Source organism: Nocardia coffeae (assembly GCF_019890715.1).
In the GTDB taxonomy this organism is placed as follows: Bacteria; Actinomycetota; Actinomycetes; order Mycobacteriales; family Mycobacteriaceae; genus Nocardia; species Nocardia jiangxiensis.
The window spans coordinates 592,439-607,088 of record NZ_JAINZY010000001.1 but is presented as its reverse complement, the minus strand read 5'-3'; the positions used below and the strand labels follow the sequence as shown (position 1 = coordinate 607,088).

General features: G+C 67.6%; 13 protein-coding genes. 7 read left to right on the top strand and 6 right to left on the bottom strand.

All coding sequences use genetic code 11. The features are described from left to right. Window positions 1-158 precede the first annotated feature (158 nt). From K7711_RS02515 to K7711_RS02505, 3 genes are all read left to right on the top strand, one after another. Window positions 159-1,154, top strand: coding sequence for an alpha/beta hydrolase (locus K7711_RS02515; RefSeq protein WP_222966577.1), 996 nt, complete (start codon window positions 159-161; stop codon window positions 1,152-1,154). A gap of 66 nt (window positions 1,155-1,220) precedes the next feature. Beyond that, complete coding sequence (locus K7711_RS02510) at window positions 1,221-2,474, top strand: Nramp family divalent metal transporter (RefSeq protein WP_222964458.1); 1,254 nt, start codon at window positions 1,221-1,223, stop codon at window positions 2,472-2,474. Window positions 2,475-2,497: 23 nt separating this feature from the next. After that, window positions 2,498-3,202 (top strand): polysaccharide deacetylase family protein, encoded by a 705-nt coding sequence (locus K7711_RS02505; protein ID WP_222964456.1) that lies wholly within the window; start codon window positions 2,498-2,500, stop codon window positions 3,200-3,202. Window positions 3,203-3,218: 16 nt separating this feature from the next. On the opposite strand, the gene K7711_RS02500 is transcribed toward K7711_RS02505, so the two are convergent. The 3 genes from K7711_RS02500 to K7711_RS02490 all read right to left on the bottom strand — a co-directional run bounded on the left by K7711_RS02500 (window position 3,219) and on the right by K7711_RS02490 (window position 5,945). Beyond that, window positions 3,219-4,058 (bottom strand): ABC transporter permease, encoded by an 840-nt coding sequence (locus K7711_RS02500; protein WP_443678086.1) that lies wholly within the window; start codon window positions 4,056-4,058, stop codon window positions 3,219-3,221. 85 nt (window positions 4,059-4,143) lie between these two features. Beyond that, on the bottom strand, window positions 4,144-4,956 hold the full coding sequence (locus tag K7711_RS02495) for an ABC transporter permease (RefSeq protein WP_308014418.1): 813 nt from the start codon (window positions 4,954-4,956) through the stop codon (window positions 4,144-4,146). After that, window positions 4,953-5,945, bottom strand: a complete 993-nt coding sequence (locus K7711_RS02490; RefSeq protein ID WP_222964452.1) for an ATP-binding cassette domain-containing protein — start codon at window positions 5,943-5,945, stop codon at window positions 4,953-4,955. The genes K7711_RS02495 and K7711_RS02490 overlap by 4 nt, the downstream gene beginning before the upstream one ends. Window positions 5,946-6,510: 565 nt before the next feature. Here K7711_RS02490 and K7711_RS02485 point away from each other — a divergent pair. Beyond that, window positions 6,511-8,025, top strand: coding sequence for an aldehyde dehydrogenase family protein (locus K7711_RS02485; protein ID WP_222964450.1), 1,515 nt, complete (start codon window positions 6,511-6,513; stop codon window positions 8,023-8,025). Window positions 8,026-8,031: 6 nt separating this feature from the next. Here K7711_RS02485 and K7711_RS02480 read toward each other — a convergent pair whose 3' ends face one another. Further along, entirely contained in the window at window positions 8,032-9,264 is a 1,233-nt protein-coding gene (locus K7711_RS02480; protein WP_222964448.1) for a TetR/AcrR family transcriptional regulator, read from the bottom strand. A gap of 132 nt (window positions 9,265-9,396) precedes the next feature. On the opposite strand from K7711_RS02480, the gene K7711_RS02475 reads away from it, so the two are divergent. Both K7711_RS02475 and K7711_RS02470 read left to right on the top strand, forming a co-directional pair. Next, a complete protein-coding gene (locus tag K7711_RS02475) occupies window positions 9,397-10,200 on the top strand; it encodes an enoyl-CoA hydratase-related protein (protein ID WP_222964446.1) in 804 nt (267 codons plus the stop codon). 106 nt (window positions 10,201-10,306) lie between these two features. After that, window positions 10,307-11,335, top strand: coding sequence for an SDR family oxidoreductase (locus tag K7711_RS02470; RefSeq protein ID WP_222964444.1), 1,029 nt, complete (start codon window positions 10,307-10,309; stop codon window positions 11,333-11,335). A 16-nt stretch (window positions 11,336-11,351) separates the two neighbouring features. Here the strand turns inward: K7711_RS02470 and K7711_RS02465 are convergent, their stop codons facing one another. Continuing rightward, window positions 11,352-12,566, bottom strand: a complete 1,215-nt coding sequence (locus K7711_RS02465; protein WP_222964442.1) for a lycopene cyclase family protein — start codon at window positions 12,564-12,566, stop codon at window positions 11,352-11,354. A 69-nt stretch (window positions 12,567-12,635) separates the two neighbouring features. Further along, window positions 12,636-13,382 carry an SDR family NAD(P)-dependent oxidoreductase gene (locus K7711_RS02460; RefSeq protein WP_222964441.1) on the bottom strand — a complete coding sequence of 249 codons (747 nt, stop codon included), beginning with the start codon at window positions 13,380-13,382 and terminating at the stop codon, window positions 12,636-12,638. A gap of 79 nt (window positions 13,383-13,461) precedes the next feature. Here K7711_RS02460 and K7711_RS02455 point away from each other — a divergent pair, with 79 nt between their 5' ends. Then, window positions 13,462-14,088: a TetR/AcrR family transcriptional regulator gene (locus K7711_RS02455; RefSeq protein ID WP_222964439.1), complete on the top strand. Its 627-nt coding sequence runs from the start codon at window positions 13,462-13,464 to the stop codon at window positions 14,086-14,088. The last annotated feature ends 562 nt before the right edge of the window (window positions 14,089-14,650 follow it).

The window sequence follows — 14,650 nt, the reverse complement described above, 5'->3', positions numbered from 1 at the left end:
TGTCGCACGGCCCGCGGGGGAGTCGGCGCACCGGTTCCGACCGGACTGCTGGAAATTCGAACCGATAGTGAAGGTGTGCACAAGTGATTCGTCGACACGTCCGGCGTGGCCTGCGAGCCGCCGCCGTCCTGGCGGCCACGGGAGTTCTCGCCGGAGTTCTGACCGGGGTCGGCGCGACGACCGCCTCGGCCGACGATCCGATCATCGCGTCCAAGGCCCTGCTGGCCGATCCGAAGGCGCCCGACGGTTCGCACATCACCCGGGCTACTTATACCGACAACCGCAACATCCGCCTGTACGTGTACTCGGCGGCGATGGACGAGACCTATCCGGTGGACGTGCAGCGTCCCGCCGACGCGTCCAAGGCGCGTCCGACGCTGTACCTGCTCAACGGTGCGGGCGGCGGTGAGGACGACGCGTCGTGGGTGAAGAAGACCGATATCGTCAAGGGCTTCCTGAACGACAAGAACGTCAACGTGGTCCAGCCCATCGGCGGTAAGTGGAGCTATTACACCGACTGGATCAAGGACGATCCGGTATTGGGCCGCAACAAGTGGAAGACCTTCTTCACCCAGGAGCTGCCGCCGCTGATCAACGCGGCGCTGGGCACCAATGGCGTGAATGCCATTGCGGGCCTGTCCACTTCGGGTACCAGCGTGCTGAATCTGGCGATCGCCAAGCCGGGCCTGTACAAGTCCGTCGCCGCCTACTCCGGGTGCGCGCAGACCGCCGATCCGGTCGGCCGGGAGTTCGTCAAGCTCACCGTGAACGTCTGGGGCGGTGGCGATGTGCTGAACATGTACGGCCCCGACGGTGCGCCGGCCTGGGCCGAGAACGATCCGTATGTGCACGCGGACAAGTTGCGCGGGATGAACCTCTACATCTCCTCCGGGAACGGCCTGCCGGGCGTCTACGACACGATGAACAACAAGTACGCCCTGCCCGGCGCGTACGGCCTGGCCAACCAGTTGCTGATCGGCGGCGTCATCGAGGCCGGGGTCAACTACTGCTCGCACAATCTGCAGAACAAGCTGAACTCCCTGCACATCCCGGCGACCTACAACTTTCGCAACTCCGGCACGCATTCCTGGGGTTACTGGCATGACGATTTCCTGAGCTCCTGGCCGGTGCTGGCCAAGGGCCTCGGGGTGTAGCAGTCCGGATCGTCACATTTTCGGCTCCCCTATGGAGAAAAGTTCGGGTACCCGTAAACTGGGTGGATGAGCCTCGCGATCGCCGCCCCGGCTGCCGCGTTCCGGCGGGCCCGGTCGGCGTCGATGCTGCTCGGGCCCGCGTTCGTCGCGGCGATCGCCTATGTGGATCCCGGGAATGTGGCCGCCAACGTCAGCGCGGGCGCGCAGTACGGATACCTGCTGGTGTGGGTGGTCGTACTGGCCAACCTGATGGCCGCGCTCGTGCAATATCTCTCGGCGAAGCTCGGCGTGGTCACCGGACGCTCGCTGCCGGAACTGGTGCGTGCGGCCGCCGGGCCGCGGAGCAGGCTCGGCTATTGGGCGCAGGCCGAATTGGCCGCGATGGCAACCGATCTCGCCGAGGTGGTGGGCGGCGCGATCGCGCTGCAACTGCTGTTCGGGCTGCCGCTGCTGCTGGGCGGGGTGATCACCGGTGTGGTCTCGATGCTGCTGCTGACGGTGCAGAACCGGCACGGGCAGCAGCGGTTCGAACGGGTGATCGTCGGGTTGCTGGCGATCATCTCGATCGGATTCGTGGCGAGTCTGGTGATCTCGCCGCCGTCGGTCGCGCAGACCGCCGGCGGTCTGGTGCCGCGCTTCCAGGACACCAACAGTGTGCTGCTGGCCGCGGCGATGATCGGCGCGACGGTCATGCCGCACGTGATCTACCTGCATTCGGGGATGTCGCGTGATCGGCACGGCCACAGCGAGCCCGGTCCGGCTCGCACCCGGCTGCTGCGCGCCAACCGGTGGGACGTCGGCATCGCGATGCTGATCGCGGGTGTGGTGAATCTGGCCATGCTGCTGATGGCCGCGCACACCTTCGCCGGACATGCCGAGGTCTCGACCATCCAGGACGCGTATCACGCGGTCCATCACTCGCTGGGCGCGTTCGCGGCGCTGCTGCTCGCGGTCGGCCTGCTCGCCTCGGGCCTGGCCTCGACCTCGGTCGGCGCCTACGCGGGCGCGATGATCATGGACGGACTGCTGCGCCGCCGCGTCTCGCTGCCGGCGCGGCGCACGGTCACCCTCGTGCCCGCGCTGATCATCCTCGCCGCCGGAGTCGATCCGACGCGCGCGCTGATCGTCTCGCAGGTGGTGCTCTCGTTCGGCATACCGTTCGCACTCATCCCACTGGTGCGCCTGACCGCGAACCGCACACTGATGGGCGTCGACGTCAACCACCGCGCGACCACCGCGGTGGCCTGGCTCATCGCGGTCCTGATCACCGCCCTCAACCTGTTCCTGATCTACCTCACCGTCACCGGCGGGGGAGCTTGAGCCCGGCTGTCCGTATCCCGCGGATGCGACGCAAGCTCCTGCTCACCGGCGCACTCGTGTTGGTCGTGCTGTTGGCCGCTGGTACCGGCCTGTACGTGCTGATGAACTCCCGCACGTACCAGGTGGCCGGACGGCTGGTGCATCGGGTGGATACCGCCGACAAGGTGGTCGCGCTGACCCTCGACGACGGGCCGTCCGATCGCACCTCCGAGATCCTCGCAACGCTCTGCGCCGCGGGCATCCATGCCACCTTCTACCTGATCGGCGACCAGATCGCCGCACACCCCGACCGGGCTGCCGCGATCGCCCGCGCAGGCCACGAAATCGGCAACCACACCTATCACCATCAGCGGATGGTGCTCATCACGCCCGAGACCGCGCGTGCCGAGGTCGAGCGCACCGACGCGCAGATCCGGAAGATCGGCTACCCGGGCCCGATCACCTTCCGCCCACCCAACGGCAAGAAGCTGTTCGCGCTGCCGCTGTACCTGTCGCGGCACAACCGGACCACCGTGACCTGGGATGTCGAACCCGATTCCGGCAAACATCCGACCACCGACGAGATCGTCACGGAAACGGTGTCGAAGGTCCGTCCCGGATCGATCATCCTGCTGCATGCGATGTATCCGTCGGGCGCGTCGTCACTGGCCGCGATTCCCCGGATCGTCGGTGAACTGCGCGGCCGCGGCTACCGGTTCGTCACCGTCTCCGAGCTGATTCGGCACTGACTCCCGGACGGCACGGTCAGCCGCTGGACTCCGCAGCCCGGCGGTACCCCCGAATGGCCGGGTAGGCGAACACGACGATCGCGCCGAGCGTCCAGGCGAGCGTTTTGAGCAGCGGCACGGTGACCGCGCCGTCCCAGGCCAGGCCGCGCATCGCGTCGATGGCGGTACTCATCGGCTGATTCGCCACCGTCGACTGCATCCAGGTGGGGTAGACCGTGGTGGGCACGAATCCGGAGTTGAAGAACATCAGCAGGGTGTTGACGATCGCGACGATGTTCACCAGCATCACTCCGCCCGACACCGTGGCCAGCGCGGTCACCAGCACCGCGAACGCCACGCCGAACAGGACCGGGATGGCGATCATCGCCAGCGCGGCCAGCGGGCCGTTCCAGAACCGGAAACCGATGCAGAACCCGACCACGATCACGAACAACGTGGTGATGAGCACCCGGATCGCCTCGGCCAGCAGACGTCCGGTGAGTCCGGCCGCCCGGTGCACCGGCATCGTCCACAGCCGGCCCAGCAGCCCGGTGTACTGCTCGTTCTTGAACCCCAGCGCACTGACCACCGCACCCGACATCGCCGCGACCAGCGTGATCATCGGCACGGTCCCGTACTCGCTGGGCATATCGGTGGCCGCGGTGATCGAATCGCCCAGCACGACGCGCAGCATCAGCAGCGTCAGCGCGGGATAGATCAGAGTCTGGATGGTCGTCGCCGGATCGCGCAGCCATACCAGCAATAGCCGTTTGCACTGAATCAGGCTGTGCCGCACCCACGCCCCGAACGCGCGCTCGGATTGCGGTGGCACGACCGGCAGCGGCGCCTGCCCGCTGGAGGTCTGTGCGGACTCCATCACAACAACGCTCATTCCGTGTCCATGGGGCATGAGCGGGGGCCTACGTGGTTACGCTCCGCTGCCGCCTTCGGCCCTGACCCGTTCATGCCCGCCTCATACTCGCCCAGATCGCCAGCGGCACGAAGCAGACCGCGAGCCCGCCCAACCACACCAGCGGCACCCACAGCACATGCCAGCTCACTCCGCTCGCGGCCATATCCCGCATGGCGAAGGAGAATTGCGAAATCGGCTGATTACGCACGAACGGCCGAATCCACGTCGGAAAGCCCGTCTCCGGGACGAATCCGCAGGAGAGCATGCCGAAGATCAACGTGGGCAGCGTCAGCGCCTGGCTCAGCGATTCCGGGCTCTTGGTCAGACAACCCAGCGCGTCGGCCCCGATGGCCAGCACCGTGCCCACGCCGAGTGAGAACGCGCAGAACAGGACCGACTGCCAGAGGCCCGAATGCAACCGGAATCCGATCGCGTACCCGAACACCAGCGCGGCGAGCAGCGAGATCACCGAACGCACCAGTCCCGCCGACAGCCGCGACAGCAACGGGACCATGCGGCCGACCGGCATGGTCTGCATGCGGGTATTCAGGCCGCTGGCCGTTTCGAATGCCGCGATCTGCGCATTGGACATCATCGTGAACGACATGGTCTGCAGCACGATGATCGGCATCACGAACTGCCCGTAATCGATGCCGCGCACCCGCATCACCCACCGCAGCGGCAGATAGAACCCGAGCGTGAACACCAGCGGCGTGATCACCGCGACGATCAGTTCGCCCTTGGTGGCCATGGTCCGCACGATCCGCCCGGTCAAGGCCCGCCACTGCGCGAATCCGGAGGGGCGCACCCGGGTCACCCCGGCGAAAAGACCACCATCGGACTCGGTGAGCTGCTGTGTCACTCGTGCCCGCCCGTATGGCCGGTGATGGACAGGAACACATCGTCCAGGGAGGGCCGCCGCAGCCCGATATCGGCCAGCTCCACCCCGCCCGCGTCCAGCCGCCGCAGCGCTTCGGACAGGGTGGTCGCGCCCTCGGGCGCGGGGATCGAGATCCGGTCGACGCCGACGGACTGATCGGCGAATTCCTTCGCGATCGACTCGGGGACCAGATCGCCCAGCGCCTCGATGGCCATCGACACCCGTGTGGGATCCAGCGGCACGACCTCGCAGTAGCTGCCGCCGGTCTTCTCCTTGAGTTCGTCGGCGGTGCCCTCGGCGATCACGGTGCCCCGATCGATCACGATGATGTTGTCGCTGAGCACGTCCGCCTCCTCGAGGTACTGCGTGGTCAGCAACACCGTGATGCCCTGGTTCTTCAGCGCGATGACCAGATCCCAGACGCCCTGGCGGCTGCGCGGATCCAGACCGGTGGTGGGCTCGTCGAGGAACACCACCTCGGGCCGCACGACCAGCCCGCACGCGATGTCGACGCGTCGGCGCATACCGCCGGAATAGCCGCGCACCGCGCGCTTGCCCGCTCCGACCAGGTCGAACTCCTCGAGCAACGTGTCGGCGCGGTCGCGGGCGGCCTTCTTGCTCAACCCCATGAGCCGCCCGAACAACTCCAGGTTCTCCCGGCCGGACAGATTCTCGTCCAACGCGGCGTACTGGCCGGTCATCATGATCGATCGCCGCACACCGGCCGGATCGCTCAGCACGTCGTGCCCGGCGACCCGGGCCGTGCCCGAATCCGGGCGCAGCAGCGTGGACAGGATCTTGACCGTGGTGGTCTTCCCCGCGCCGTTGGGTCCCAGGATGCCCAGGACCGAGCCGCGGGCGGCGGTGAAGCTGACGCCCTGCAGCGCGTGGACATCTCCGAAGGACTTGCGCACGTCGGCGACCAGCACCGCGGTTTCGGGCGGCGACTCTGCGTTGTCCAAGCTCGGCATCGACTCTCCACTATGGCCGGGGGCGGCAATCGGATTGTCCGGATCGCCTGTTGGTACGTCCGGTTTGGTGATCCCTTCCACCGCGGGCGATGTTACTGGTCCTATGGCCTCCGCTTCGCTACGGCAGGTTCGCGGCCCCTGGAGTCTCACCGCTCGGCCCCGTGTCGGGCACTCGTTCCTCGCACCCGCCACGCGTCCGACCAGCGAGACGGGCCGCGAACCTTGGTGTCGGCGTTGTCTCGGGTGGGTGGAACTCGGGCGACCCTCGGGGTGTGGCTCGCCGCATATCAGGTGTCAGCGTTGTTCGGGGTGTTGGAATTGATTGTGTCATTAACTGTGGCGTTACTCACAATTCAGGAAACCGACCGGTACGGCCTCGAAGTTGTTGCTGGTACAGGGACGAACCGGGCGGTACGGCGCGTGCGACGAAACCTTGTCGCATGGGCCCGGCCGCCCATACGCTGACGGCGAGGGGAAGAGACGGACACTCACTTGTCTGCGGCAGCCTCGTCCGGCGAGCGGGACGTCCGGTTGCCGCGGGCTCACGTCGGCGAGAGGTTGACCGATGGCAGAGTCTGCCCGAGGTGTGCACAGCGGGCTCGCGGCCCGCTCCCGAGTCCTGACGTCCTTCGACCCGCGCACCGGCGAATCCGTCGGTGATTACGCGGTGATGGGCCAGGTCGATCTGACGCGCGCGGTCCGTGCCGCGCGGTCCTCCGAGAAATGGTGGGCGACAATCGGATTCGCCGGGCGCAAACGCTGGTTACTGGACTGGAAGCGGATCATCGTCCGGCGCGCGGGCGAGTTGGTGGATCTCATCTGCGCCGAAACCGGTAAACCCGAGGCCGATGCGGCCATCGAGGTGATGCAGGCGGTGGAGAATCTGGACTGGGCCGCGCGCAATGCCGAACGGGCCCTGGGGCGTCGGCGACTGGGCGGGAGCTGGTTCACCCGCAACGAACGCGCCTCGGTCGGCTTTCTTCCGCTCGGCGTGGTGGGCGTGCTGGGCCCGTGGAACAACCCGGTCTACACGCCGATGGGTTCGATCGCCTACGCCATGGCCGCCGGTAACGCCGTGATCTTCAAACCCAGCGAACTCACCCCGGGCGTCGGGGTGTGGCTGGCCGAGAGCTGGGCCCGGCTCGCGCCGAATCAGCCTGTGTTGCAGGTGGTCACCGGGGACAGTTCGACCGGCGCCGCGCTGTGCCGCGCGCGAGTGGACAAGATCGCCTACGCGGGTTCGGATGCCGGTGCGCGCGAGGTGATCTCGCTGTGCGCGCAGACGATGACACCGGTGGTCGTGGAACGTTTCGGCAAGGGCGCCATGGTCGTTCAGGTCGACGCGAAACTCGACGACGCCGCCGATGCCGCGGTCTTCGGCGCGATGTCCAACGCCGGGCAGAGTCCGGCCGGAATCCAGCGCGCCTATGTCGCCGAATCGGTGTACGAGCCGTTTCTGGAGCGGGTCGCCGCGCGTGCGGGAAAGCTCCGCCCCGGTGGCGACCGTCGCGCCTCCTACGGCCCGATGATCCTCGAGTCGCAGGTGGAAGTGGTGCGGCGGCAGGTCAAGGATGCGGTCGCGCAGGGCGGGCGGCTGGTGGTCGGCGGTCTGGACTCGATCCGCGAACCCTACGTCGAGCCGATCGTGCTGGCCGGCGTGCCCGAGGACTCCCAGGCGATCACCGGGGAGGCCGCGGGACCGGTGCTGATCGTGAATCCGGTGGCGAGTATGGACGAGGCCGTGGAGCGCATCAACGCCGCCGAACACGGCCTGGCGGTCGCGGTGTTCACCCGCGACGTGCGGATGGTGCCCGAATTCGCCGAACGCATCAGAACCGGTGTGGTGACGATCAATTCATCGATGGCCTATTCCGGAATCCCGGCCATGCCCTTCGGCGGCGTCGGCGAATACGGCCAGGGGCACACGCACGGCGAGGCGGGACTGCGCGAATTCAGCCGCACCCTGTCCATCGCGCAGAAGCGTTATCGCGGCATGGTCGACCTGACCACGTTCGACCGGCATCCGCGAAATCTGCGCCTGGCCAAGGCCGTCTTCCGGATGCGGCACGGACAGGGCTGAGGCGGTTCAGCTCTCGGCGGGCGCGTTCGGGCCCAGCAGTACCGCGCGCATGAGTTCGTGCACGCGGGCAAGGCTTTCCGGGCGGCGGTCGAACCGCAGGCGGCGGCCCACGTCGACGACCTGGGCGATGGCGGCGTGCACCCGGAAGCGCGCCTCGGCCGGATCGCCGTCGAGCAGGTTCGCCCACTCCAGGACGTTCTGGCGCTGAATCGCGCGCAGTCGATGTTGTTCGGTTGCGGGCAGATTCGAGAATTCGGCGAAGTAGACCGGGAGGATCTCGGGCATCGCGAAGGTGAGCCGGGCGAAGCGGTCCGCGATGCGCAGTGCGGCGTCGGCGCGGCTGCTCGCCTCGGCCAGCGCCTCGGAGTTCGCGATCGCGACGCGCTCGCCGGTGCGGTGGAAGGCCGCGGCCAGCAGATCCGATTTGCTCGGGAAGTAGCGGTAGACGCTCGAGGCGTTGATCCCGACGGCCGCGCCGATCTCCTCGATGCTGGCCTCGTGATACCCCTGGCGGCCGAAGATCCGGATCGCTTCGGTGAGCAGCTGTTCGCGTTTGGAACTCAGCGGCAGGCCGCGCGCGGGTGTCTCGGGTGCGGGTTCGGTCGGCGCCGGGGGCAACTCGGTGCGCAGGATCGACCAGCAGATGTCCTGCAGCAGATCGGTCAGCCGGGCCGTGGACAGGGTGGTGCGGTGCAGGGTGATGCTGCCGATTGCGCCGAGCATTCCGGTGGCGAGCACGTTGATGTCGGCCGGATCGTCGTCGGGGCGCAGCCCGGCGATGGCCGATTCCACCGTCCTGTGCAGTTCGTCGTAGATCTTCCGGATGCGGTGGCGGTCCTCGGTTTCGAGATACCGGCGCTCCCACCGGTACAGCCCGCCCCCGCGGCGCACGTCGATGGTGTGCTCGGCCAGCGCGCGGATCTGTGCGGTGAGCCGGGCCTCGGGGTCGAGGGTGGGATCGTCGGCCGCGTGTGCGGCGTCCAGCAGCAACTGCGCGCCGCCCTCGGCCGTGGCGACGAGCAGCGCGTACTTGTTCCGGAAGTGCCGGTACAGCGCGGGGCCGGAGATGCCGACCTCCGCCGCGATCTCGTCGACACCGACCGGGTGGTAGCCGCGCTCGCTGAACGCCTGGGCTGCGACGCGCACGATTTGTGCTTTCCTGTTCTTCGGCCGTCGCCGGACCGTCGTGCCGTCTCCCCGCGCGGAAGCGAGTCCGGACTCGCTGGGATCCGCGACCATGCACCTCTCCTTCTCTCGCACCGCCGCCTGGTTGACAGCGCCGCACCACTCAACCTAAGTTAACCACAATTCGCAATGTTAACCGTCATTCTCGCGCCGCCGCCAGCGTCGACGGCCTACCTGGGAGTTGTTATGAGCAACGTCGAGCAGACCACCGCCCCGACAGGCCTGCGTGTCGTCCACGACGGCCGGGTGCTGCGTGTCACCATCGCCAATCCCAAGCGCAAGAACGCCATCAACTACGACACCATGGTCGCGCTCGGTGACGCGTTCGAGGCCGTCGTCGAGGATCGCACGGTTCGCGCGATCGTGCTGACCGGCGAGGGCGAGGATTTCTGCACCGGTGCGGATCTGTCCGGCGCGGTATCCGAGGCGCAGCGCGGCGTCACTCCCGAGATGACCATGGATGCGGCGAACCGGCTGGTCAAGGCCATCGTCGACGCACCGGTGCCGGTGATCGCGCGGATTCGCGGCGCGGCGGCGGGCGTCGGCGTGGCGCTGGCCCTGGCCGCGGACCTGACCTATGCGAGCGAGGACGCCTACCTGTTGCTGGCGTTCATCAACATCGGCCTGATGCCCGACGGCGGCGCGGCGGCCATGGTCGCCGCCGCGGCCGGACGTCCGCTCGCCGCGGAGATGGCGCTGCTGGGTGAGCGGCTGCCGATCGCCGACGCGGTCCGCCACGGCCTGGTCACCGGCGTGCTGTCCGCCGAGGAGCTCGACGCGAAGGTGGAGGCGGCGGCCGCGAAACTGTCCACCGGCCCGCGCCGCGCCCTCGAGCTCACCAAGAGCGCCCTCAACAATGCCTCGCTGACCTCGTTGGATGCCGCGCTGGCGGCCGAGAAGACCGGGCAGTCCGAACTGCTCCAGTCGCCCGATTTCATGGAGGGCGCGACCGCCATGCTCACCAAGCGCAAGGCGGTTTTCGCCGAGTAGTGCGGAACCGGACGGACTTTCGGACTGGACGTCCGGTTCGTGATCGGGCGAATCATGTGCAACACGCGGATGAGGTGCACGGGCGGGCGGGCGTTACTGTGAACGCATGAATTACCTGGTTATCGGGGCAACTGGGTGTATCGGTCGGTATCTCGTCCCAGAGTTGCTGAAACATAGCGGTGATATTCATGTGGTGGTGCGACCCGGGGCCGACCCGGCGTACCGGTTCGATCGGTGTGCGCGGGAGTGGGGTGCGGGCGAGCGGGTTCGGCGGGTGCGCGGGGATCTGGGCGCACCCGCACTGGGCCTCGATCCCGGTTGGATTGCCGCGCACCGCGGTTCGATCGATCACGTGATTCACCTGGCCGTCGGCTTCGACGCGGCCGGGCTCGGTGCGGGGACCGGCAACGTGGTGGATCTCGCCGAACAGCTGGAAGCCGGTGCGCTGCACCACATGTCGACCGTGGAGGTGGCCGGGACGGCGAAGGGGCTGTTCGGCGAGGACATGTTCGACGTGGGGCAGGCGCTGCCCACCGCGCCGCAGCGGGCGGCCTTCGAGGCCGAGCGCGTCGTGCGCGAACGTTCGGCGGTGCCCTGGCACATCTATCGGCCCTCGATCGTGGTCGGCCATTCCCGCACCGGCGAGATCGATCGGATCACCGGGCCGTACTACTTCTTCCGGCTGCTGCGGATGGCCGCCCAGCTACCGCGAATCCTGCCGCTACTGGTGCCCAAACTGGGCGAAACCAATATGGTGCCAGTGGATTTCGTCGTCCGGGCGCTGGGGCACATCGTGCATCGACCGGTCGCCGGCGGGACCACCTATCACCTGGTCGACCCGCGTCGCCAGAGTGCCGCCGACGTACTCAATCTGTTCGCGCAGGAGGCGGGCGCTCCCCGATTGGTGGAGGTCATGCCCCGGCAGACCCTGGACATGATGGTGCGGCTGCCGGGCGTCGGCGCGGTGCTCCCGCATCTGGGCGTGCCGCGAGAAGTGCTCGAGCAGAACGAATTCGGCTGCTGGTTCGACTGCCGCAATACGACTGCCGCGTTGGCGGGCACCGATATTCGCGTGCCGCCGCTGGCGGGTTACGCGCCGGTCATCTGGAAGTACTGGATCGAGAACTGGGTGTGAGCCGCGGGCAAGGGCTTCAGATTTCGTCGACCGCGGCCTGCGTGCGGGTCTCGGCGGGCGCGTATTCGTAACCGACCCAACGATTCCGGTTGGTCCAGCCGACCAGGTCGTAGCGCCAGCGGAACGGCCAGGTGCGGGCGACGGTCATGAACAGGACCGTCGCCAGGGGAGCGTAGTCCGCGTGCGCGGACAGCAGCGCGTGTTGCTCGCGAGGTGAGGCGGTGAAGAACGCCTCGAACATCGAGATGGATTGGGCGGTGGTGAGTCTGCCGAGTCCGTAGATCCCGCGCACGCGCATCCAGTAGACCAGGCGTGCCTGCCACGGCCACAGGTCCTGGACCGGGTCGCGGCCCGCGCGCAACGCATCGATCGCGGTGTCCACCAGGGCGAGCGAATCCGCCACGCTGTATCCGGTGCACGGGTGCATCATTCCGCCGCGGGAGCCGAACGGTACCGCATCCGCGGCCCGCGCGGCGGCGCGAATCGCGGGCGGCGGCTGGTCCAGGGGATAGTGCGCGGCTTCGCTGGGTTCATCACCGCGCAGTGTGATCCCGTGTGCGGCAAGACGGTTGAGCGTGCGTCGCCGCAACTCGCGCTGTGGCATGCCGCCGCGCAGCCCCAGGCTCGTCTCCTCGAAGATCACCGTGCCGTCGCCGAGCGGTACCGCGTACAGGAACGAGGGCGGCTCGTCCGGCCCGGCCCCGTTCTCCGCGCGCCAATCCAGCAGCAGCCCTTCACCATCGGTGACCATCGGCGCGGCCCGCTCGGCGTCGACGAAGATGCCGTGCGCACTCGCGGTCCGGCGCGCACCCGGCGAGGGCAGCCCGCGGGTGTCGAAAACCGCTGCGGCCGTGATGATCGTGCCGTCGTCGAGTTCGACGCGGTGCGCGCCGACCGAGGTCGCCCGCCCGGTCAGCACGGTCGCGTCGTCGAGTGGAAGCGCGTCGCGCAGGCCGGGTTTGGACAGCACGCAGTACGGTCGCTCGATCCGATGCGCGGTCTTCGTCCACACCGTCGGAGCCTCGATCCGCTGTGCGATCGTGCTGTGCGGCAACCACTGCGGCAACTCGTCGATCCAGCACGAGAACGTCGGCGGCCACAACCGCTCGGGCCGCGGATCCACCGCCACCACCCGCATCCCGGCCCGCACCGCCCGATGCGCCAGCCCCCGCCCGGTGGGCCCCAACCCCACCACGCAGAGATCCGCCTCCCCGACACGCTGACCACTCATGTCTCTCATTCAATCAGCCGTGCGGGGTCGGGCGGCATCCGCGTGTCGGCCACCGAATCGTCGTGCGGCTCAGAGTTGCTTCTCACCGCCGTCGACGTAGATGTTCGCGCCCACGATGAAGCTGCTGTCCGCCGAGGCCAGGAACATGACGGCCCCGGCGACCTCCGCTGCCGTGCCGATCCGGCCGATCGGAACGTTCGCCGCGAACCCGGCTTTGACCGCGTCGGCGTCCTCCGGGCCGCCTACCGTGGCGAGCGCGGCGGTGTCGATCGTGCCCGGGGCGATGGCGTTGACCCGGATGCCGCGTGCCTCGAGTTCAGTGGCCCAGGTGCGGGTGTAGGAGCGCAAGGCGGCCTTGGATGCCGCGTACGCACCGAACGCCGCCATGCCGTCGTCGGCGCGGACGGAAGTGTTCACGATGACGGTCGCGCCGTCGTTGAGCAGTGGCAGAGCCTTGCGCACGGTCTGGAGCGTGCCCCAGACGTTGGTGTCGAAGACCGCGTCGAAGTGCTCTCGGGTGGTCTGTTCGAGCGTCGCGAAGGATCCCGCGCCCGCGTTGGCGAACAAGGTGTCCAGACCTTTCCCGCGCGCCGCGACGGCCTCGTAGAGCCGATCGAGGTCGGCCGGATTCGAGATGTCGCCCGGAACGGCGGTGGCCGATCCGATCGTCTCGACCACCGCGTGCAGTTCGTCCGCCCTTCTCCCGGTGACGAATACGTGCGCCCCCTCCGCTGCGAACCGCTCGGCAGCGGCCCGGCCGATACCGCTGCTGCCGCCGGTCACGACCGCCGTCTTGCCTTCCAACTGTCCCGCCATGACGCACCCTTCCGTATATCTGTACCAATCGGTACCGATAGCACCGTAGCAGATTGGTACCGGGCGGTACAGAAAGGTTATGATCGAGGATGTGAGCAACCGGGAGAAGGCCCCCCTCGGACGTCCGCGTGCTTTCGACGCCGACGAAGCGCTGGAACGCGCCCTACTGGTCTTCTGGGCGCGCGGCTACGAAGGCGCCAGCCTCACCGACCTGACCGACGCCATGAACATCACCAAAACCAGCATGTACGCAGCATTCGGCAACAAGGAGCAGCTCTTCCGCAAGGCCCTGGACCGCTACACCGAGGGCCCCGCCTCCTACGGCCTGCGCGCAATGCAGGAAAAGACCGCCGCAGCGGTAGCCACCGCTTTCCTGCACGGTGCGGTGGAAACCACCACAGGCCCCGGCCACCCTTCGGGATGCCTTGGCGTACAAGGCTCTCTGGCATCCGGCGACGCAGGCGAACCCGCCCGCGCCATGCTCGTGGAATGGCGACAAACCGCCCGCCAACACCTACAGGACCGATTCCAACGCGCCATAGACGAGGGCGACCTCCCTCCGCACGCCAATGCACGGCAATTGTCCTGCTACATCATGACCGTCGCCTTCGGCATCGCCGTCCAAGCCGCCACCGGAGTCGCCGCCGCTGAACTCCACGATGTCGCGGACCAGGCGTTAAGCAACTGGCCGCCGGGGCGCGATTAATAGCTTGGAGGGTTGCGGGCACTACGGCCGTCGGGGGGGGGGGGGCTGCTCAACGGCGATCCAACTCGGTCCAGTTGTCGACCACTCGTTATCTGAGTCGTCGGTAAACTGCTTTTGCCAGGCCGTTTGCGATGCGTGCGAAATCTTCGGAGGCACGGCGGCAGAATTCCTGGTCGGTCTGCATCAGGTTTCGGATTGCTTCGCGATCAGTCAGGGGTGGCTGCGTGCGGTTTATTTCTTCGATGTGCGGGCGGGAATCAGAACCCAATTTCTCCGGGTCGCATCGATTGTCCATTCGATCCGACTTGCACTCGCTTCGGTGAGCTTTCGAAGTTCCTCCAGCACCTACTGCGGTCGAGGTTCCGCGAAATGGCAAACAACGAGGGGAAGTGTCGGCTGGCCTGCATCGCCGACTGCGGTTGCATGGCGAAACCACTCGATGTCTCCCGCATGTCGTAGCGTCTCGATGAAAGATGATGGCTCACCCATGATTTCGCTGTCCTTCATCCCTGAAGACGTGCGTGCCGCTGCTCACCGCGATGTTATCGCCATGGGTCGGGAA